This is a genomic window from Bradyrhizobium sp. HKCCYLS3013 (assembly GCF_051167615.1).
Classification (GTDB): domain Bacteria; phylum Pseudomonadota; class Alphaproteobacteria; order Rhizobiales; family Xanthobacteraceae; genus Bradyrhizobium.
On record NZ_JBNPTK010000001.1, the window covers coordinates 1 to 20,380 of the forward strand.

The following is a 20,380-nucleotide window of genomic DNA, read 5'->3' on the forward strand; positions in this document are numbered from 1 at the left end:
GTTCGAAAGCGATTCGTCAGTCACTCGACCGAGGAATCATCCATTTCCGGCAGCAAAATGGTAAGTTAGCGCCAATGAGAGAGACCCCTCACCCAACCGAGCTTGCCGCGCTGTCCTACATGCCCTCTCCCACAAGGGGCGAGGGCGCATTCGTGGGCACCGTGCGGAGGCTATAGTTATTAGTTGCTCGCCCGCTGCGTCACCGCTCCACTGACCCATGCGCCTGCGGCCGCAGCGCGCGGCCGAGCGCCATCAGCGGGAAGTAGTGGCGGTACATGCCGTAGCGGAGCATGAAGGCGCGGGACAGCTCGGGGCCCTGCATCAGCCGTTCCTGCAACGAGGGATCGTTCAGCTTGATGGTCTGGCCGACGCCGTAGCCGGGGAAGCCGGTGCCGGTGAATTCCGGCTCGTCCCAGGTGCCGGCGGACTGGCGTTCGACCAGCCACAGGCAGCCGCGCTCGATGGCGTCCTTGTCCTGTGGACGGTTGGCGGCGAGCAGTGCCATCAGCGCCCAGGCGGTCTGCGACGCGGTGGTGGTGCCGCGCCCGACCGCGCTGACATCCATGTAGGACGCGCAGCTCTCGCCCCAGCCGCCGTCCGGCTGCTGATGGGCGACGAGCCAGTCGCAGGCGCGGCCGATATAGGGTTGCGTCATGTCCTCGCCGATCGCGGCCAGCGCCGGCAGCACGGCGCCGGTGCCGTAGACGTAGTTGACGCCCCAGCGGCCGAACCATGGACCGCTCGGCTCCTGCTCCCTTCGGATGTAGTCCAGCGCGCGCACCATGGCGGGATGGTTGCGCGAGATGCCGAGCTTGCCGAACGCCTCGACGATGTGGGCGGTGACGTCGACCGACGGCGGATCGAGCGCCTCGCCGTAGTCGCAGAACGGAATTTTGGTCAGGATCTGCTGGTTGTTGTCCTTGTCGAACGCGCCCCAGCCGCCGCCGTGGCTCTGCATGCCGATCAGCCAGTCGACGCCGAGCTGGATGGCCTCGTCGATGCCTTTCGCCTTCCACTTGGGATCATGGCGCAGCGGCGCCAGCGCGATCAGCGCGACGGCAGTGTCGTCGGTGTCGGGATAGTAGTTGTTGGCGTATTCGAACGCCCAGCCGCCGGGCTTGACGTGCGGCAGCTTCATCGACCAGTCGCCGGGCACCCGCACCTGGCGCTCCAGCACCCAGTTCACCGCCTTGTCGACGGCTTCCGGATAATCGCCGAGCACGCCGGCGTCGTCGAAGGCGAGCAAAGTGAGGATCGTGTCCCACACCGGGCTGTTGGTCGCCTGGATGTAGGTGGCGTCGCCAACATCGACCCGCCAGCCGGGATCGTTCAGGGCATCGAGGCCCTTGGCGAGAACGGGGTGATTGAGCGGATAGCCCTCGGCATAGAGCGCCATCAGGCCGTAGATCCAGGGCGGCTGGATACCGCCCCAGGCGCCGTCGAAATCCTGATGGCGGATCATCCATTCCAGCACGCGGCTGGTCGCCGCCGGGCGAAACAGGCCGAGATTGAGCTTGTTGCCGAAGTTCTGCAGGGCATGCAGCACCTTGTCGGCGCCGCGGAAGAACTTGTCCCAGCCGCCGGCGTTGGCCTTGACCGGCAGGTTGTAGTCGAACGCGTTGCGTCCATGCGGAAACAGCGCGTCGAGCCGGTTCTCGGGCGGCAGCGGCCGGCTCGGGCGCCGCGCCGACAGCACGGCGATCGGCATCAGGGTGGCGCGTGCCCATTGCGCGAAATTGTAGATCGAGAACGGAAACCAGAGCGGAAACCAGATCACTTCGGGCGGGATGTTCGGCGTCTTCTCCCACGGCCATTCGCCGATCAGCGCCAGCCAGTAGCGCGTGAACACGCGGATGTTGCGCAAGCCGCCCTTGGCCTCGATCCATTCGCGGGCGCGGCGCACCGGCGGCTCATCGTCGCGGAAGCCGAGCGAGCGCAGCGCGGCATAGGCCTCGACGGTCGCGTTGATGTCGCCATTGGGCGCGCCGAAATAAACCTGCCAGGCGCCGTCCGGGCGCTGGCTGTCGAGCAGCGACTGGCCCAGGCGCTTGCGCAGCGGATGGTCCTCGAGCCCCATGAACCACAGCGCCAGGCACCATTGCGCTTCCATGCAGGCGTTGGATTCGGCGCGGCCGACCCAGTGGCCGTCCGGCTTCTGGTTGGCGATCAGCCAGTCCGAAGCCGCCCGCACCGTCGATTGCAGGGCGGTCTGGTAATTTCCCGGGTCGCGCGGCGCGCGCGCGGAAGCCGAGCTGGTCAAAGTCATCATCATCCCTCTGGCGGCCCGATAGCGCCGCTGCAGCCGTCGAATTCACCCCGCCCTATAGGGAATTTCGCCGTCAAATCCAATCAACTGGCCGTAGCAGGCTGGATCAAAGCGGAAACGAAAAGCGTACGGACCGAGGTCTTCAGCGCTCGTGGTTAGCACCTCGGCGGGGACAGGGATGTGACACCGCTCACGCGCGGGGGCCGCGGCTTCCGCTCAAACCGGCAGGTAATTGCGCAGCAAAGGCAGGAAGAAGATCGCGACCGTGATCAGGAAGCCGATCGCCCACAGGATCGAGCGCAGCGACGGCCGGTCGCCGACGTAGGTCAGGACGTAGGCGATGCGCACGATCAGGAACAGCACCGACAGCTCGTTGATCAGGTTCTGCGGCGCGCCGCGGAACTCGGCCAGCAGTACCGCCGCCGCAAAGAACGGGAACGCCTCGATGCCGTTCTGGTGGGCGCCCAGCGCCCGCTCGCGGATGCCGCCGGCGTAGAAGGCGGGATCTCGCGGCCGGGCGTTGTCATAGCGCCCGGCGCCGTCGACCTTGATCCATTTCGCCGGCACGATCGTTAAAAGGTAGAGCATTACGCTGGCGAAAATGCACCATTCTGCAATCGTCATGGCTCCTCCAGCCCGATGACATCGGTGAAATGGCCCTTATCTTGACAATGTCGAAACAAGCCGCCAAGCCACGCCCTTCACCAGTCACAGGCATCATGACCGCCGCCATCTCCCTCGACAATGCCAGGCCTGTCGATGCCAAGGCTCTTGATGCCAAACCGTTGCCGGCCGCGAGCACGTCACGCGTCGGCGTGCTGCTGGTCAATCTCGGGACGCCCGATACGGCCGACGCCGCTGGCGTGCGGGTGTATCTGAAAGAGTTCCTGTCCGACCGTCGCGTCATCGAGGACCAGGGCCTGCTGTGGAAGATCATCCTCAACGGGATCATCCTCAACGTCCGGCCGCGCAAGAAGGCCAAGGACTACCAGTCGATCTGGAACACCGAGAAGAACGAATCGCCGCTGAAGACGATCACCCGCGCGCAGAGTGAGAAGCTGGCCGCTGCGATCGCCGACCGCAGCCACGTCCTCGTCGACTGGGCGATGCGCTACGGCAATCCGTCGATCAAGGCCGGTGTCGATGGCCTGATGGCCAAAGGCTGTGACCGCATCCTGGTCGTGCCGTTGTATCCGCAATATTCGGCCGCGACCTCGGCCACCGTGTGCGACGAGGCGTTCCGCGTCCTGACCGAGCTGCGGGCGCAGCCGACCATCCGGGTGACGCCGCCCTATTACAACGACGATTTCTACATCGAGGCGCTGGCGGTCTCGATCGAGGACCATCTCAAGACGCTGCCGTACACGCCCGAGCTGATCGTGGCCTCGTTCCACGGCATGCCGAAGGAATATGTCGACAAGGGCGACCCCTATCGTGAGCAGTGCGTCGCCACCACCGAGCTGCTGCGCAAGCGGCTCGGCATGGACGACACCAAGCTGCTGCTGACGTTCCAGTCGCGCTTCGGCTTCTCGGAGTGGCTGCAGCCCTACACCGACAAGACCATCGAGAAGCTCGCCAAGGACGGCGTCAAGCGCATCGCCGTGGTGATGCCCGGCTTCGCCGCCGACTGCCTGGAGACGCTGGAGGAGATCTCCGGCGAGAACTGCGAGATCTTCAAGCACAATGGCGGCGAGGAATTCTCCGCCGTGCCGTGCCTGAACGACAGTGCCCCGGGCATGGAGGTGCTGCGGCAGCTGGTGCTGCGCGAGCTGCAGGGTTGGCTGTAACGGGCTGGCTCTGAGCCGGCCCGCCGGCGCTTCTCTGCCTTCGGCTAGGTGAGCCGTGCGGCGGCGCAAGGTTAATGCCGCTGCAACCTTCGAAAATACTTTCCTGAACCGCGCCTAACGAATCCCCGACAAAATCATGCAGCAATCCCTAGATTGTGATGGCTGCAGAGGCTGGTGAGGGGACGACCGTCTCCTCCCTTGGAGGATCCATGAGCGGTTTCGACATTTTCGCCATAGCGCTGGTGCTGCTGGTCATCTTCACGTTGTATTCCGGCGTGAAGACCGTGCCACAGGGGTTCGACTGGACCGTCGAGCGGTTCGGCAAATACACCCGCACCTTGTCGCCGGGCCTCAACATCATCGTGCCCTTCTTCGATCGCATCGGGCGCAAGATCAACATGATGGAGCAGGTGATCGACATCCCCGAGCAGGAGGTCATCACCAAGGACAACGCCACCGTGACGGTCGACGGCGTCGCCTTCTACCAGGTGTTCGACGCCGCCAAGGCGAGCTACGAGGTGTCGAACCTCAACCAGGCGATCGTCACGCTGACCATGACCAACATCCGCTCGGTGATGGGCGCGATGGATCTCGACCAGGTGCTGTCGCATCGCGACGAGATCAACGAGCGGCTGCTGCGGGTCGTCGACGCCGCGGTGTCGCCGTGGGGCCTCAAGGTGAACCGGATCGAGATCAAGGACATCGTGCCGCCGGCCGATCTGGTCGAGGCGATGGGCCGTCAGATGAAGGCCGAGCGCGTCAAGCGCGCCGACATCCTGCAGGCCGAGGGCCAGCGCCAGTCGGAGATTCTGCGCGCGGAAGGTGCGAAGCAGAGCCAGATCCTGCAGGCGGAGGGCCGCCGCGAATCGGCCTTTCTCGATGCCCAGGCGCGCGAGCGCGCGGCCGAAGCCGAGGCCAAGGCGACGCAGATGGTGTCGGACGCGATCGGCAAGGGCGATGTCGCCGCGCTCAACTACTTCATCGCGGACAAATACATCAAGGCATTCGGCCAGCTCGCCGATTCACCGAACCAGAAGGTGATCATGCTGCCGCTGGAGGCGACGGGCATGCTGGCCTCGCTCGCCGGCATCGGCGAGATCGCCAAGGCGACGTTCGGTGAGAGCGCGGCTTCGGCCGTGGCCGCCGCGCGCCGCGGCGGTTCGGTGCCGTCGGCGGGGACGCCGCCGGCGCCGCCCGTGCCGCCGCGGACGTAGAGCGAAGGAGGCGATCATGAGCGACATGTTCGTCACGCTCGGCACCTGGAACTGGCTGATCTTCGGCGTCCTGCTGATGGCGCTGGAGCTGCTGGCGCCCGGCATCTTCCTGTTCTGGCTAGGCCTCGCGGCGCTGCTGGTCGGCCTGATCTCGTTCGTCGTCGCGCCGGGATGGCAACTGCAGATCCTGCTGTTCGCGCTGTTCGCGATCGCGGCCGTGCCGCTGTGGCGGCGGCTGGCGCGCGCCAACGCGGCGCCATCGCAGGACAATCCGTTCCTCAACCGCCGCTCGGCCGCGCTGGTCGGCCGCGAGTTCACCCTGGAGAAGCCGATCGTCGGCGGCAACGGCACCGTGCGCATCGACGACACGGTGTGGCGCGTCGCCGGCCCGGACACGCCCGCCGGCAGCCGCGTGCGCATCGTGCAGGCGGACGGCGCACATCTGACGGTGACGGCGGCGTAAGCTCCGGGTGATGTCGCCTGATTGAAGCAACGCTCTCACCACGTCATTGCGAGCGCAGCGAAGCAATCCAGAGTCGTTTCCATAGCCCTGGATTGCGTCGTCGCTTTGCTCCTCGCAATGACGGGGAGAGAGCGGGGATCAGTTTTGCAGCCGCACGCCCAGCATCACCACCGTGCCCGACGAACCGGCACCGGCAATGTTGGAGTCCAGCTTGTCATAGCGCAGCGTGCCCTTGACCCAGACGTTGCGCGACATCTTGTAGACGAGGTTGCCTTCGGCCGAATACGTGCGGTCGCTGCGGCCGTAGCCCTGATAGTCGAGCGTGCCGAAGCTGAACTTGCCGATGCCGGTCAGCCAGCGGCGGAAATCGTGATCGACCTGCACCGTGTAGGTGCGCACCAGCACGCCGGAGGCGCCGGCCACCGTGGTCTCCGCGAGCTGCGTGTCGGAGAGAAAGCGCGCGGTGGTCAGCGGCGTCGCCGACCACACCAGCGAGGCCGTGGTCAGGAAGCCCTGCAGCCGGTTCAGCCGCGGGTCGACATAGCTGCGCGTGGCATAGCCGAGCGAGACCTCGCCGGTCAGCAGCCGGGTGAACTCGAACGAGGTGCCGGCCTTGGCGTAGCCGCCGGAGGAATCGCGCTGATAGCCGGACCGATCGATCTTCTCGTCGTGCACGCGGCTGTCGCCCTGGATTTCCGTGAAGGGCTTCAGGCCGGGCATGACCTCATAGGACACCCGGCCGATGCCGCCGAACTGGTTGTAGTTGCGGTCATCGTTCGACGTCATCGTGCCGTCGGTCAGCTTGCTCTGCTGATAGCTGGTGCGATCGGTGGTGGCGCCGGCCGAGACCTGCAGCCGGTTGAAGCGCTGGTCGATGCCTAAGGTGGTGCCGAGCGTGGTGTAGACCGGATAGCGCGACAATCCGGCCTGCACGCTGGGGCTGCCGGGATTGTCGGTCGCCGCGCGCAGGCGGAGCTGGGCGCCGATCGAGGTGTCGCGCGTGATATCGAGGCGGCCGTCGACATGGCCGGTGAAGTCGGGGCGGTCGAGCGTGGTCGGCGCCGAATTGATGCCGCCGTCCATGATGGCCGGCAGGGTGCTGCCATAGCCGGTGAAGGATCCCCTGAGGTCGGCGACGAGGGCGTGACGCTCCCAGTTCGACACCGCCAGGAATTCCGGCGCGATCACCCAGGCCGGCATGCCGCGCGGCCTGGCGAGGCGGGCCGGGTTGCTGTCATAGCCGGCGGAGAGCTCCACCGCGCCCTTGATCAGGAACGGCCCGGCGTAGTCGCCGACCGCGCCGAATGGGTCATCGTCGATTCTGAGGCGCTTGCGCGGCGGCTGGCCCGGGACGGTGCCCGCCATCGCGGGCGGCAGCGGTTGCCGGTTGGCGGAGGCCGAGGGCGGCAAGGTCGGGCGCAACTGGCCGGTGAGCTCGCCGGACGGCGGTGTGCCGGGGCCCGGCGCCGGCTTGGGCCGCGCCTGGGCGGGATAGTATTTCGGCTTCTTGCGGGTGCGATTCAGCGAATCATAGCCGACATCGGATGCGCCGCTGGCCGCGGGCACACCGGGCAGGGGGACCAGATTTCGTCGTGCGGCCGAGCTGGCCGGCGCAGGCGTCGCGGGCAGCCCTGGCGTCGGGACGGCATCGGTCAGGCCGCTGACCACGGTCCGCCGCAACGGGGAGTCCTGCGGAGCCAGGAAGCCGTCGCGCACCGGCCGGAACACGTCGATGGTCTGGGAGCGGGCGGCCTCGGGGCCGAGCGCGGCGAGCAGCAGGCATGCGGCGGACGCGCCGCGCCACACCGCGCGCCTTCGCGCGCGCCTCGCGCGGCCGCTGTCAGGCCTCCACCCCACGATGAAAATACTCCAACAAAATCAATTGCGTCGTCGGGACGCCCGCGCCGCCGGCAAACCGCGTCGTTAAGGGAGTAAAAACAAATATGGTTAATGGGCTGTTGATGGCGCCTTGCTGCCTTACCCATGCTAAAGAGCGGCGCCTGACTGTTCAGCCCTGGAAGTCCGCATGCCGAGATCGAAGCCGTTGCCCGACACCGCTCCCGCCAACGCAGATATCCAGTCGGCACTGCGCACGCTCGACGCCGGCAGCAACGGCATTGCCGCGATCTCCGCGGCGCTATCCGGGCCCTTGGGAGCAGCCTTCGCCGCTGCCGTCGAGCTGATCCGCCAAGCCAAGGGCCGGGCGATCCTCACCGGCCTCGGTAAGTCCGGCCACGTCGCCCGCAAGATGGCCGCAACCCTCGCCTCGACCGGCACGCCCGCCTTCTTCGTCCATTCCGCCGAGGCCGGCCATGGCGATCTCGGCATGATCACCTCGGACGACGTCGTCATCGCGCTGTCGTGGTCCGGCGAGCAGCCGGAGATGAAGACGCTGGTCAACTATACCAAGCGCTTCGCCATCCCGCTGATCGCGGTCACCTCCAATGCGCAATCGTCGCTGGGGGAGGCGGCGCGCATCGTGCTGGAGCTGCCGAAGGCGCGCGAGGCCTGTCCGCACAATCTGGCGCCGACCACCTCGACCCTGATGCAGGCCGCGATCGGCGATGCGCTCGCGATCGCGCTGCTCGAAGGCCGCGGCTTCACCGCGCTCGAATTCGCCAATTTCCATCCGGGCGGCAAGCTCGGCGCCATGCTCAAACATATCTCCGATCTGATGCGCTCGGGCGACGCGGTGCCGCTGAAGCCGCTCGGCACCGGCATGGCCGATGCGCTTGCCGAGATGTCGGCCAAGGGTCTGGGCTGCGTCATCATCGTCGATGGCCGTGGCCATGTCGCCGGCATCATCACCGACGGCGACCTCCGCCGGAAGATGCGTGCCGACCTGCTGTCCGTCTCGGTCGACGAGATCATGACCGCGAACCCGCGCACCGTGCGCCGCGAGGCGCTGGCCTCCGAGGCGCTGGAGATCCTGAACTCCGCCAAGATCACGACCCTGATCGTGACCGACGGCGCCAAGCCGGTCGGCATCCTGCACATGCACGATCTGTTGCGGGCAGGGGTGGCGTGACCTTCCCACCATGACCGACCGTTTCGATCTCGACAGATATCTCGCCCGCATCGGCTATCGCGGCCCGCTGACGCCGACGTTCCAGACGCTCGCCGGATTGCAGGCCGCCCATGTCGATGCCATCGCTTTCGAAGGCATCGATCCGCTGCTCGGCCGGCCCGTGAACATCGATCTCGTCTCGGTGCAGGCCAAGATCGTCGACGGCCGTCGGGGCGGCTATTGCTTCGAGCAGAACGCGCTGTTCAAGGCCGCGCTCGAGGCGATCGGCTTTGCGGTGACGCCGCTCTCGGCGCGGGTGCGCTGGCGGCTCGATGCCGACGCGCCACTGACGCCGCGCACGCACATGATGCTGAAGGTCGACCTGCCGGAGGGGCCGTACATCGCCGATGTCGGTTTCGGCTCCTGCCTGCTCGATACGCCGCTGCAGATGGTTGCCGACATCGAGCAGCCGACCGCGATGGGGACGTTCCGTCTGACGCTCTCCGATGGGCTGTATTGGCTCGCGGCGAGGCAGCCGGCCGGCTGGCGCACGATGTACGTCTTCGACCTCGCGCCGCAGATTCATGCCGACTACGTGCTCGGCAACTGGTTTACCTCGACCAGCCCGTTGACGCCGTTCACCTCGATGCTGATCCTGGAGCGGTTGACCCGCGAGGCGCGCTACAAGCTGGTCAATCGCCGCCTGGTCATCGAGGCGCGCGATGGCGAGGTGAGGAGCGAGCAGATCATCGAAACGCCCGAGACGCTGCGCAGCGTCATCGAGGAGGTGTTCGGGCTGACACCTCCGGTGTCCGTCGATGTGATCTGGGCGCGCATCGAGGGTTGACGGGAAGGCGTTGCGATGGCGGATGAGTTTCAGCTGGATTCCTATCTTGCCCGCATCGACTATCGCGGGCCGCTCGCGCCCGACCTGGCGACGCTCGCAGCGCTGCAGGCCGCGCATGTCGACGCGCTGCCGTTCGAGGCGCTCGATCCGCTGATGGGCCGTTCCGTCCATGTCGACCTGCCGTCTGTGCAGCAGAAGCTCGTGCTCGGCCGCCGCGGCGGCTACTGCTTCGAGCAGAACGTGCTGCTCCAGGCCGCGCTGGAAGCGATCGGATTCAAGGTCAACGGCCTGACGGGGCGCGTGCGCTGGCGCTCGGCGCCATCAGATCCGCTCGGGCCGCGCCAGCACATGATGCTGCTCGTCGAGGTCAACGGCCATCCGCATCTCGTCGATGTCGGCTTCGGCATCTGCATGATGGATGCGCTCATCCGTCTCGAGATCGGGCCCGAGCAGCAGACGCCGATGGGGACGTTTCGCATCGGCACGTGGGACGGACTCTACACGGTCAGCGCAAAGCAGCCGGCGGGCTGGCGCATGATGTACGCGTTCGACCTCGCGCCGCAGATCCATGCCGACTACGTGCTCGGCAACTGGTACACCTCGACCAGCCCGAACGTGCCGGCCACGCATACGCTGATGATGGAGCGTGTCGAGCCTCGTGTGCGGCACAAGCTGGTCAGCCGCCGCTATCAGCGGCAGGCGCGCGATGGCGAGGTGATCGAGGAGCGGATCATCGAGACCGCCGGCGAGCTTGGCCGTCTCATCGACGACATCTTCCGTGTGACGCCCCCGGTGCCGGTCGAAGACATCTGGGCGCGGACGTCGAGCTGATCGCGTTGCAGGTTGCACGCGATGTTCTGTGATCGAACGTGCGTTGCGGCCGCGCATGCGAGCACGAGTCGCTGCGGAACTTTTTCGCGTGTCGTGCGGAATTTGACGGGAATGCCGGCCCTCTCATTGTGTTTATGTTAAGAGTCGCACCCTTAGGTTGCGGGAACCGGAGGGGCTCGCGGCTGCCAGCCGTCGAACAATGGGGATCGTCCAGCATGACTGACATCGTGATGCACGCGACGCGATCAATCCTGCCGAGTGTGTCCGAGCAGGGCTGCCCTCACCGAACACGGCCGCATCCTTCCTGACATCGGAGCCGCGCACCGCGGCTCATCCGAGCTGGCCTCACGGCCAGGACGGGTGGGGGCTTCACGGTTGCAACGTCGACCCTGACGCTTCGACGCTCATCCGATCGATCATGAGACCACGGCCTGACCTGCCACTTCAGGCCGAGCGGAGACTCTCGTCGAGGAAGCCCCCATCCCTTTTTTTGTTGTCCGTGCAATGAATGCTGCAAATTGGATTGGAGCTGCAAGCGACGCAATCGGTGCGCTCCCCTCCCCCTTGCGGGGAGGGATCGGGGGTGGGGGTCCCCGAGTCACGTTCGATCTGATGAGAGCTGAATTCTCTATCCGTGAGTAGGGCGCATGCTGAGCTCGATAGTCTCACCGCGTCATTGCGAGCGCAGCGAAGCAATCCAGAGTCGGTTGCGCGGCTCTGGATTGCTTCGTCGCTTTGCTCCTCGGAAGCTCATAGCTGACTTCAGAAGAAGAGGGCGACGAAAGCGGTGACTGCCTTGGGCATGTTCTTCGGCATGTTCTTGGGCATGTTGAAGCGCCGGCGGATCCAACGCTGTTCGGCGCCCGGTGACCCCCACCCCCGACCCCTCCCCGCAAGGGGGAGGGGAGCGCACCGGCGTCGGGGTGGGCAGTCGGGCTAAGGCTGATCTACAGCACGTCCACTACACTCCGCGCTCAGCGCGGCAGCTCGGTCTTGCCCATCAGGAACTTGTCGACGGCCTGGGCGCACAGGCGGCCCTCGCGGATCGCCCAGACCACCAGCGACTGGCCGCGCCGCATGTCGCCGGCGGAGAAGACCTTCGGCAGCGAGGTCTGGTAGTCGGTCAGGTTGGCCTTGACGTTGCCGCGCGGGTCGAGGTCGACGCCAAGGCTCTTGAGCAGACCCTCGTGCACCGGATGCACGAAGCCCATCGCCAGCAGCACGAGGTCGGCTGCGAGCTCGAACTCGGTGCCCGGGATCGGCTTGAACTGGGCGTCGACGCGGACGCAGTGCATCTTCTTGACCGCGCCGTTCTCACCCTCGAACTTCTGCGTCAGCACCGCGAACTCGCGCATCGCGCCCTCGGCCTGGCTCGACGATGTCCGCATCTTCAGCGGCCAGTTCGGCCAGGTCAGCGCCTTGTCCTCGCGCTCCGGCGGGGCCGGCATGATCTCGAGCTGGGTCACGGAGAGCGCGCCCTGGCGCAGCGAGGTGCCGATGCAGTCGCTGCCGGTGTCGCCGCCGCCGATCACGACGACATGCTTGCCGCCGGCGAGGATCTCGGTCGCATTCACCGGCTCGTTGCCGACGCGGCGGTTCTGCTGCGGCAGGAAGTCCATCGCGTAATGAATGCCGGCGAGATCGCGGCCGGGGATCGGCAGGTCGCGCGGGGCTTCCGCGCCGCCGGTCAGCGCCACGGCGTCGTAATCCTTCAGCAGCGTCTTGGCATCGAGGCCATCCTTGCCGCCGACATTGACGCCGTAGTGGAAGACGACGCCTTCGCCTTCCATCTGCGCGATGCGGCGGTCGATGATACCCTTCTCCATCTTGAAGTCGGGAATGCCGTAGCGCAGCAGACCGCCGGCCTTGGCGTGCTTCTCATAGACATGCACCTCGTGTCCGGCGCGCGCCAGCTGCTGCGCGGCTGCGAGACCGGCCGGACCCGCGCCGACGACCGCGACCTTCTTGCCGGTCTTGACGGAGGCCGGCTCCGGCTTCAGCCAGCCATTCTCCCAGGCCTTGTCGACGATGGCGCATTCGATCGTCTTGATGGTCACCGGGTTGTCGTCGATGTTCAAGGTGCACGACGCCTCGCACGGGGCAGGGCAGATGCGGCCGGTGAACTCCGGGAAGTTGTTGGTCGAGTGCAGGTTGCGCGACGCCTCTTCCCAGTTGCCGTTGTAGACGAGGTCGTTCCAGTCCGGGATCTGGTTGTTGACCGGGCAGCCGGTGGTGCCCGGCGCGGCCGAGCCCGTGCCGTGGCAGTAGGGGATGCCGCAATTCATGCAGCGCGCCGCCTGGTCGCGCAGCTCCTTCTCGGAGAGCGGCACCACGAACTCGTTGAAGTTCTTCAGACGCTCGGCAACCGGCGCGTACTTGCGATCGTGCCGCTCGATTTCGAGAAAACCTGTGACCTTGCCCATGACCTGTGGCGTCCCTTGTCATCGTTTCCGTCATTCCGGGACGGCGCGTCAGCGCCGGACCCGGAATCTCGAAGTTTGTGGCGCGAGATTCCGGGTTCGCGCTCCGCGCGCCCCGGAATGACGCCGTCTCTCATTCACTTCGTCATTGCGAGGAGCCGGAGGCGACTAAGCAATCCAGACTGTCTTCCTTGCCCTGGATTGCTTCCGCCTACGCCCTAGGGGCTTCGGCGGACAAGTCGCTGCGCTCGCAATGACGCCTTGGTTACTGCCGTGCCTCAAGCCCCGATCGCGATCTTCGGCTCGGCGTCGGCGTTGGCCGCCATTTCCTTCAGGGCGCGACGGTACTCGACCGGCATGACCTTGCGGAACTTCGGCGCAAAGTCCTTCCAGTTCGCCAGGATGTCTGCGGCGCGCTTCGAGCCGGTGGCCTTGGCGTGACGCGAGATCAGGATGTGCAGGCGCTCGATGTCGGACGCCAGCAGGTTCTTGAACACGTCGACCCGGCCATGCGCCTCGAGATCGCCCATCTGGTGATAGGAGGCTTCCGCGATCATCTCCTCCGACAGCACCGGCTCGAGCTCGACCATCGCCATGTTGCAATGCTTGTCGAAGTCGCCGGCCTCGTCGAGCACATAGGCGACGCCGCCGGACATGCCGGCCGCGAAGTTGCGCCCGGTCTTGCCAAGCACGACGACGATGCCGCCGGTCATGTACTCGCAGCAATGATCACCCGCGCCCTCGACGACGGCGACCGCGCCCGAGTTGCGCACCGCGAAGCGCTCGCCGGCGATGCCGCGGAAGAAGCACTCGCCGGAGATGGCGCCGTACATCACGGTGTTGCCGACGATGATCGACTCCTCCGGCACGATGCCGGAGTTGCGCGGCGGCTTGACGATGATGCGGCCGCCCGACAGGCCCTTGCCGACATAGTCGTTGCCTTCGCCTTCGAGCTCGAAGGTGACGCCGTTGGCGAGCCAGGCGCCGAACGCCTGGCCGGCGGTGCCCTTCAGGCTGACATGGATCGTATCCTGCGGCAGGCCGGCATGGCCGTAGATCTTCGCCACCGCGCCGGAGAGCATCGCGCCCGCCGAACGGTCGGTGTTGTTGATCTCGGCCTCGATCTTGACCGGCGCGCCGCGGTCGAGCGCGGGCTTGGCCTGCTCGATCAGCTTGCGGTCGAGCACGGCGTCGAGGTGATGGTCCTGCTTCTCGGCGTGATAGACCTTCTGGCCCGGCTCCGCCTTCTGCTTGACGAACAGCTTGGAGAAGTCGAGGCCCTTGGCCTTCCAATGCGCCACCAGCCTGGACTGGTCGAGCATCTGGGTCTGGCCGACCATCTCGTTGAACGAGCGGTAGCCCAGAGCGGCCATGATCTCGCGGACTTCCTCGGCGACGAAGAAGAAGAAGTTGATGACGTGCTCGGGCTGGCCTGTGAAGCGCTTGCGCAGCACCGGGTCCTGGGTGGCAACGCCCACGGGACAGGTGTTGAGGTGGCACTTGCGCATCATGATGCAACCGGCCGCGATCAACGGCGCGGTGGCGAAGCCGAACTCGTCGGCGCCAAGGAGTGCGCCGATGACGACGTCACGGCCGGTGCGGAAACCGCCGTCGACCTGGACCACGATGCGGCTGCGCAGCCGCTCGCGCACCAGCGTCTGATGCGTCTCGGCAAGGCCGATCTCCCACGGCGATCCCGCATGCTTGATCGAGGTGAGCGGGGAGGCACCGGTGCCGCCCTCGAAGCCCGCGATCGTGACGTGGTCGGCGCGCGCCTTGGCGACGCCGGCCGCAACCGTGCCGACGCCGACCTCCGAGACGAGCTTGACCGACACCTGACCGTCGGGATTGACGTTCTTCAGGTCGTAGATCAGCTGCGCGAGATCCTCGATCGAGTAGATGTCGTGGTGCGGCGGCGGCGAGATCAGGCCGACGCCGGGCGTCGAGTGGCGCACCTTGGCGATGGTGGCGTCGACCTTGTGGCCGGGCAGCTGACCGCCTTCGCCGGGCTTGGCACCCTGCGCCATCTTGATCTGCATCATGTCGGAGTTGACGAGGTACTCCGTCGTCACGCCGAACCGGCCCGAGGCGACCTGCTTGATCGCCGAGCGCATGGAATCGCCGTTCGGCAGCGGCTTGAAGCGGTCGGCCTCCTCGCCGCCTTCGCCGGTGTTCGACTTGCCGCCGATCCGGTTCATGGCGATCGCGAGCGTCGTATGCGCCTCGCGCGAGATCGAGCCGAAGCTCATCGCGCCCGTGGCGAAGCGCTTGACGATCTCCTTCGCCGGCTCGACCTCGTCGAGCGGAACCGGCTTGCGCTTGTCGTCCTCGGCCGACTTGATCCGGAACAGGCCGCGCAGGGTCAGCAGCCGCTCCGACTGCTCGTTGAGCAGCTTGGCGAACGCCTGGTAGCGCTCCCTGGAGTTGCCGCGCACGGCGTGCTGCAAGGTCGCAACCGACTCTGCCGTCCACGCATGGTCCTCGCCGCGGGTGCGGTAGGCATATTCGCCGCCGACATCGAGCGCGCTCTTGTAGACCAGCGCATCGCCGAACGCGTCGCGGTGACGGCGCGTGGTCTCCTCGGCGATCTCGGCGAGGCCGACGCCCTCGATGCGGGTGTGGGTGCCGGCGAAGAACTTCTGCACGAACTCTGCGCGAAGGCCGACCGCGTCGAAGATCTGCGCGCCGCAGTAGGACTGATAGGTCGAGATGCCCATCTTCGACATGACCTTGAGCAGGCCCTTGCCGATCGACTTGATGTAGCGCTTGACGACCTCGTAGTCGCTCAGCGCGCCCGGCAGCTTGTCCTTGAGCGCGATGATGGTCTCGAAGGCGAGATACGGATTGATCGCCTCGGCGCCATAGCCCGCCAGACACGCGAAGTGATGCACCTCCCGCGGCTCGCCGCTCTCGACGACGAGACCGACCGACGTGCGCAGGCCGGTGCGGATCAGGTGATGATGCACGGCGGCGCAGGCGAGCAGCGACGGGATCGGAATCCGGTCGGCCGAGACCATGCGGTCGGACAGGATGATGATGTTGACGCCCTCGCGCACCGCGGCTTCGGCGCGGCCGCAGAGATCGTCGAGCACCTGCTCGAAGCCGGCCGCGCCCAGGCTCGCATCGAAGGTGGTGTCGAGCGTGCGTGAGACGAAGTGGCTGTCGGAGACCTCAGAGATCGAGCGGATCTTCTCCAGGTCCGCATCGGTCAGGATCGGCTGATGCACCTCGAGCCGCTTGGTCGAGGCGACACCCTCGAGGTCGAACAGGTTAGGTCGCGGGCCGATGATCGAGACCAGGCTCATCACCAGCTCCTCGCGGATCGGATCGATCGGCGGGTTGGTGACCTGTGCGAAGTTCTGCTTGAAGTAGGTGAAGAGCAGCTTCGGCTTGTCCGACAGCGCCGAGATCGGCGTGTCGTTGCCCATCGAGCCCGTGGCCTCCTCGCCGGTGGCGGCCATCGGCGTCATCAGGATCGCGATGTCTTCCTGGCTGTAGCCGAACGCCTGCTGCCGGTCCAAGAGCGGCAGGTTGGTGCGCGCGCCCGTGGTCGGCGCATCCGGCAACTTCTCGACCTGGATCTGCGTGCGGCCGAGCCACTCGGTGTAGGGATGGCTGGCGGCGAGCTGCGCCTTGATCTCGTCGTCCGGGATCAGGCGGCCCTGCTCGAGATCGACGAGCAGCATCTTGCCAGGCTGCAGCCGCCACTTGGTGACGATCTGGTCCTCCGGAATCTTGAGCACGCCCATCTCGGACGCCATCACGATGCGGTCGTCCTTGGTGACGAGATAGCGCGCCGGCCGCAGGCCGTTGCGGTCGAGCGTGGCGCCGATCTGGCGGCCGTCGGTGAAGGCGATCGCGGCCGGGCCGTCCCACGGCTCCATCAGGGCGGCGTGATATTCGTAGAACGAGCGGCGCTCCTCGCTCATCAGCGGATTGCCGGCCCACGCCTCCGGGATCATCATCATGACCGCGTGTGGCAGCGAGTAGCCGCCCTGCACCAGGAACTCGAGCGCGTTGTCGAAGCAGGCGGTGTCCGACTGGCCCTCATAGGAGATCGGCCAGAGCCGGCTGATGTCCTTGCCGAACAGCTCCGACGACACCGACGCCTGCCGCGCCGCCATCCAGTTGACGTTGCCGCGCAGGGTGTTGATCTCGCCGTTGTGCGCGATCATCCGGTAGGGATGCGCCAGCGACCAGGTCGGGAAGGTGTTGGTCGAGAAGCGCTGATGCACCAGCGCCAGCGCGCTCTCGAAGTCCGGCTCGTGCAGGTCGGCGTAGTACTTGCCGAGCTGGTCGGCCAGGAACATGCCCTTGTAGATCACGGTCCGGCAGGACATCGAGCACGGGTAATAGCCCGACATGCCGCGGTCGCGGCGCTGATAGATCGCCTGCGAGATCGACTTGCGGAGGATGTAGAGCTTGCGCTCGAACTCGTCCTCGGTCTTGGCGGCGCCGTTGCGGCCGATGAACACCTGCATGCTGCGCGGCTCGGTCGGCTTGACCGTCACGCCCAGCGAGGAGTTGTCGGTCGGCACGTCGCGCCAGCCGAGCAGGACCAGGCCTTCCTCCTCGATCTGGTCGGCGATGATGCTCTTGATGACGTTCCGCCAGGAATCGTCGCGCGGCATGAACAGCGCGCCGATGGCGTATTCGCCGGGGGCGGGCAAGGTGAAGCCGAGCTCCTTCGCCTTGCGCGAGAAGAAGGCGTGCGGGATCTGCACCAGGATGCCGGCGCCGTCGCCGAAGCGCGGGTCGGCGCCGACGGCGCCACGATGCTCGAGGTTGCACAGGATGTTCAGCGCGTCGGCGACGATCTGATGCGACTTCTGGCCCTTGATGTTGGCGATGAAGCCGACGCCGCAGGAATCCTTCTCCTGGCTCGGGTCATACAGACCTTCGGCCTCCGGACGCCAGGTGTGCAGCTCGCGGGTGATCTCGGCCGGTTTCTCGTGCGAATCCACAGCCAGCACCGCGCCGCCCAAAATTCCGTGCTCGACCTTCGATCCGCTCATATCCGTCCCCATCAGTTATTGGTCAGGGCCTTCACCACAGTCCGGTACACAGTCCGGCGCACCCCGGGCGCTGCGCGGCCCCTCTCCGGAGCCAACGCTCGTCCTTTTTCAGCGAGCCGCATTTGCAGAATTCAGGCCAGCCGCCGGGGGACCATGTCCCCGCTGGACGACCGCGGCCTGTTCATGTCGCAGCGCCCTCAGGCGCCGTAACATCATTGCAAAGTCTCGGTCACCTTTGCAACGAAATTTTAGACAGCATTTCTGTCCTAAACCGCAAGATGCCAAACTTTAACCTATCACACAAGCACTGCGGAGTCCTCGAGTTCGGGCGCCGCAACACGCTCATTCCCCGGCAAATCTTCCGTTTCTGCCGCTGACCGAACGATCCGGCCGGGCCGGCGATCACGCGCCGCGCTCGATTTTGAAACCTAACGCCCCGATCCCGCCCCTTCGCCGACCCAGGACCGCCGGAATCGCGGCAGAACTTCCGCCGCACTTGAGAAGAAGCGAACAGCTTCACGTGCGGGGGCATGCAGGAGCTTTGAACCATGAAGTTGCTAGTTGGAGTCGTCTCAGCCGCGCTGGTCGCGACGTTCGCCGCCGCGCAGGCCGAGCCGCTGCCACCGTCCGGCCTCCACGGGCCGTATACGGCAGTCTCCGATTTCGATGCGCCTTATTCGGACTTGCCGCCGCCGGCCGTCGTGCCTGCGCCACCGCCGCGCTACGGCTACCGGCCGGGCCCTGACTACGGCTACCGCGACGAGCGCTATGTGCCGCCGGCGCCGGTCTACCGTCAGGACAATTACAGAGAGGGCTATCAGCAGGACTATGGCTATGCGCCCGCGTTCCTGCCGGTGCATGAGGTCTATGCCATTCTGCGCGACAACGGTTTCTCGCCGCTCGGCGCGCCGCGCCAGCGCGGCAATGTCTGGATCGTGGCGGTGCTCGATCGCCAGGGCGAGGACGGCAAGCTCGTCGTCGATGCCCGCTCCGGCCGCATCATCCGCTTCGTGCCGGCGTTCCAATGGGGCGAGGAGTACGAGCGGATGCGCTATGAGCCCGCCCCGCGCGGTGGCCTCGACCGCCTGCCGCCGCCGAGCGTGATCCGGGCCGATCCGCGCCTAGTGCCGCCGATGCCGGCTGCGCCGCGCGTTGCCACCGCGGCGCCGATCCAGCCGAAGGTGCCGACGCCTGCCGCGCGGCCGAGTGCACCGGCACCGCAGACCGCAGCGCTCAATCCGAAGCCGGCGGACGCACCCAAGGCCCTTCCGCCCAAGCCCGCGGACATCAAGCCGGCCGAGGCCAAGGCTTCGGACGCCAACACCTCTGACGCCAACACCTCTGACGCGAAGCCTTCAGACGCCAAGGCTTCAGAGGCCAAGGCTTCAGACGCAAAACCCTCTGAGCCGAAGCCCGTGCAATCGGCCGCGGCTACGGCCACGCCGCAGACGACTGGCTCCGTCGCGGCGCCCGCGGCGAAGCCGGTGCCCCAGATCCTGCCGACGGCAAAGATGCCGGCTGTACAGGGGTTGGAATAGAGGCAGTCAGACGGTCTGCCCGGCCGCTTGCCACCCCCAACGCCGTCATCGCCCGGCTCGACCGGGCGATCCAGTCAACACCGGCATCTCGGTCATTCACGACCGCCGCCGCGGACTGGATGCCCGCTTTCGCGGGCATGACAGGTCGTTTGGAGCAGCCGATGAGACCCCAGCACCATCGGTCGCACTACTCGTGCTGACCGGCGGCCTTCAGGATCAGATCAGCGATCTCCTTCGGATGCGACACCAGCGACAGGTGTCCGGCGTCGAGCTCGATCGTGGTTGCCTTCATGCGGTGGGCCAGGAAGCGCTCGAAATCCGGATCGATGGTCTTGTCCTGCTTCGACACTGCATAGAATGACGGCTTGTCGTGCCACGCCGCCTGGGTGGTGCGGTTGCCGAAGATCGTCGCCGCGGTCGGCCACTGCACCGCATAGAGCTCCTTCGCCGTCGTCGCATCGACACCATTGGCGAAGTCCTTCAGGAAGGCGTCCTCGTTGAGCTTGGTCTCGCCGTCATGGTCGACGATGCCGGCGCGTGCCGGCGGTGTCGGATATTGCCCGGCGAGCTTGACGAAATCCTCGCCCGCATCGGGGGCGCGGGCGGCGACATAGACCAGCGCGCTGACCTTCGGATCGGTGCCGACCTCGCTCACGACCGTGCCGCCCCAGGAATGGCCGACCAGCACGGCTGGCCCATCCTGCTCGGCCAGGGCGCGGCGGGTGGCGGCCGCGGAGTCCGCCAGCGAGGTCAGCGGGTTCTGCACGGCCGTGACCTTGAGGTCGGCCGCCTGCAGATAGGGGATGACCTTGGCCCAGCTCGAGCCGTCGGCCCAGGCGCCGTGCACCAGCACGACGTTGTGGACCTTGGGCGGCGGCGCGGGCTGCGCCAGAGCAGGGCCGGCCAATGCCGTCAGGGCGGCGACGAAAGTGAGGGTGCAAACGACGTTCATCGTTGAGGCTCCAGTGGCTCGGGTGAGTGAGGTCATCACT

General features: G+C 66.4%; 13 protein-coding genes. 7 read left to right on the forward strand and 6 right to left on the reverse strand.

Going from position 1 to position 20,380, the window contains the following annotated elements:
• Positions 1-199: 199 nt before the first annotated feature.
• Together shc and ACQR1F_RS00010 are read right to left on the reverse strand one after the other, a co-directional pair.
• Entirely contained in the window at positions 200-2,266 is a 2,067-nt protein-coding gene (gene shc, locus ACQR1F_RS00005; RefSeq protein ID WP_434912321.1) for a squalene--hopene cyclase, read from the reverse strand.
• A gap of 216 nt (positions 2,267-2,482) precedes the next feature.
• Entirely contained in the window at positions 2,483-2,890 is a 408-nt protein-coding gene (locus tag ACQR1F_RS00010) for an MAPEG family protein (protein WP_315801803.1), read from the reverse strand.
• A 95-nt stretch (positions 2,891-2,985) separates the two neighbouring features.
• Here ACQR1F_RS00010 and hemH point away from each other — a divergent pair, with 95 nt between their 5' ends.
• From hemH to ACQR1F_RS00025, 3 genes are all read left to right on the forward strand, one after another.
• Positions 2,986-4,053, forward strand: coding sequence for a ferrochelatase (gene hemH / locus ACQR1F_RS00015; protein WP_434912322.1), 1,068 nt, complete (start codon positions 2,986-2,988; stop codon positions 4,051-4,053).
• Positions 4,054-4,262: 209 nt separating this feature from the next.
• The gene (locus tag ACQR1F_RS00020) at positions 4,263-5,267 is read left to right on the forward strand and encodes an SPFH domain-containing protein (protein WP_315801805.1); all 1,005 of its coding nucleotides are present in this window, start codon (positions 4,263-4,265) and stop codon (positions 5,265-5,267) included.
• A 16-nt stretch (positions 5,268-5,283) separates the two neighbouring features.
• Positions 5,284-5,730, forward strand: a complete 447-nt coding sequence (locus ACQR1F_RS00025; protein WP_316236783.1) for an NfeD family protein — start codon at positions 5,284-5,286, stop codon at positions 5,728-5,730.
• 138 nt (positions 5,731-5,868) lie between these two features.
• Here the strand turns inward: ACQR1F_RS00025 and ACQR1F_RS00030 are convergent, their stop codons facing one another.
• Positions 5,869-7,587, reverse strand: coding sequence for an outer membrane beta-barrel protein (locus ACQR1F_RS00030; protein ID WP_434839649.1), 1,719 nt, complete (start codon positions 7,585-7,587; stop codon positions 5,869-5,871).
• Between the two features lie 169 nt (positions 7,588-7,756).
• Between ACQR1F_RS00030 and ACQR1F_RS00035 the strand changes: the two genes are divergently transcribed.
• Genes ACQR1F_RS00035 through ACQR1F_RS00045 form a run of 3 tightly spaced genes read left to right on the forward strand, consistent with a single transcriptional unit; the run spans position 7,757 to position 10,415 of the window.
• A complete protein-coding gene (locus ACQR1F_RS00035) occupies positions 7,757-8,758 on the forward strand; it encodes a KpsF/GutQ family sugar-phosphate isomerase (RefSeq protein ID WP_315801808.1) in 1,002 nt (333 codons plus the stop codon).
• Between the two features lie 10 nt (positions 8,759-8,768).
• Entirely contained in the window at positions 8,769-9,584 is an 816-nt protein-coding gene (locus ACQR1F_RS00040) for an arylamine N-acetyltransferase family protein (RefSeq protein ID WP_434912323.1), read from the forward strand.
• A gap of 15 nt (positions 9,585-9,599) precedes the next feature.
• Positions 9,600-10,415 (forward strand): arylamine N-acetyltransferase family protein, encoded by an 816-nt coding sequence (locus ACQR1F_RS00045; protein WP_434912324.1) that lies wholly within the window; start codon positions 9,600-9,602, stop codon positions 10,413-10,415.
• A 974-nt stretch (positions 10,416-11,389) separates the two neighbouring features.
• Here the strand turns inward: ACQR1F_RS00045 and ACQR1F_RS00050 are convergent.
• A complete protein-coding gene (locus tag ACQR1F_RS00050) occupies positions 11,390-12,838 on the reverse strand; it encodes a glutamate synthase subunit beta (RefSeq protein ID WP_316179620.1) in 1,449 nt (482 codons plus the stop codon).
• 275 nt (positions 12,839-13,113) lie between these two features.
• Entirely contained in the window at positions 13,114-17,850 is a 4,737-nt protein-coding gene (gltB, locus tag ACQR1F_RS00055; protein WP_434912325.1) for a glutamate synthase large subunit, read from the reverse strand.
• Between the two features lie 548 nt (positions 17,851-18,398).
• Here gltB and ACQR1F_RS00060 point away from each other — a divergent pair.
• Positions 18,399-19,388 carry a hypothetical protein gene (locus ACQR1F_RS00060; protein WP_315801813.1) on the forward strand — a complete coding sequence of 330 codons (990 nt, stop codon included), beginning with the start codon at positions 18,399-18,401 and terminating at the stop codon, positions 19,386-19,388.
• A gap of 187 nt (positions 19,389-19,575) precedes the next feature.
• On the opposite strand, the gene ACQR1F_RS00065 is transcribed toward ACQR1F_RS00060, so the two are convergent.
• Positions 19,576-20,340: an alpha/beta fold hydrolase gene (locus ACQR1F_RS00065; protein ID WP_315801814.1), complete on the reverse strand. Its 765-nt coding sequence runs from the start codon at positions 20,338-20,340 to the stop codon at positions 19,576-19,578.
• Positions 20,341-20,380 lie beyond the last annotated feature (40 nt).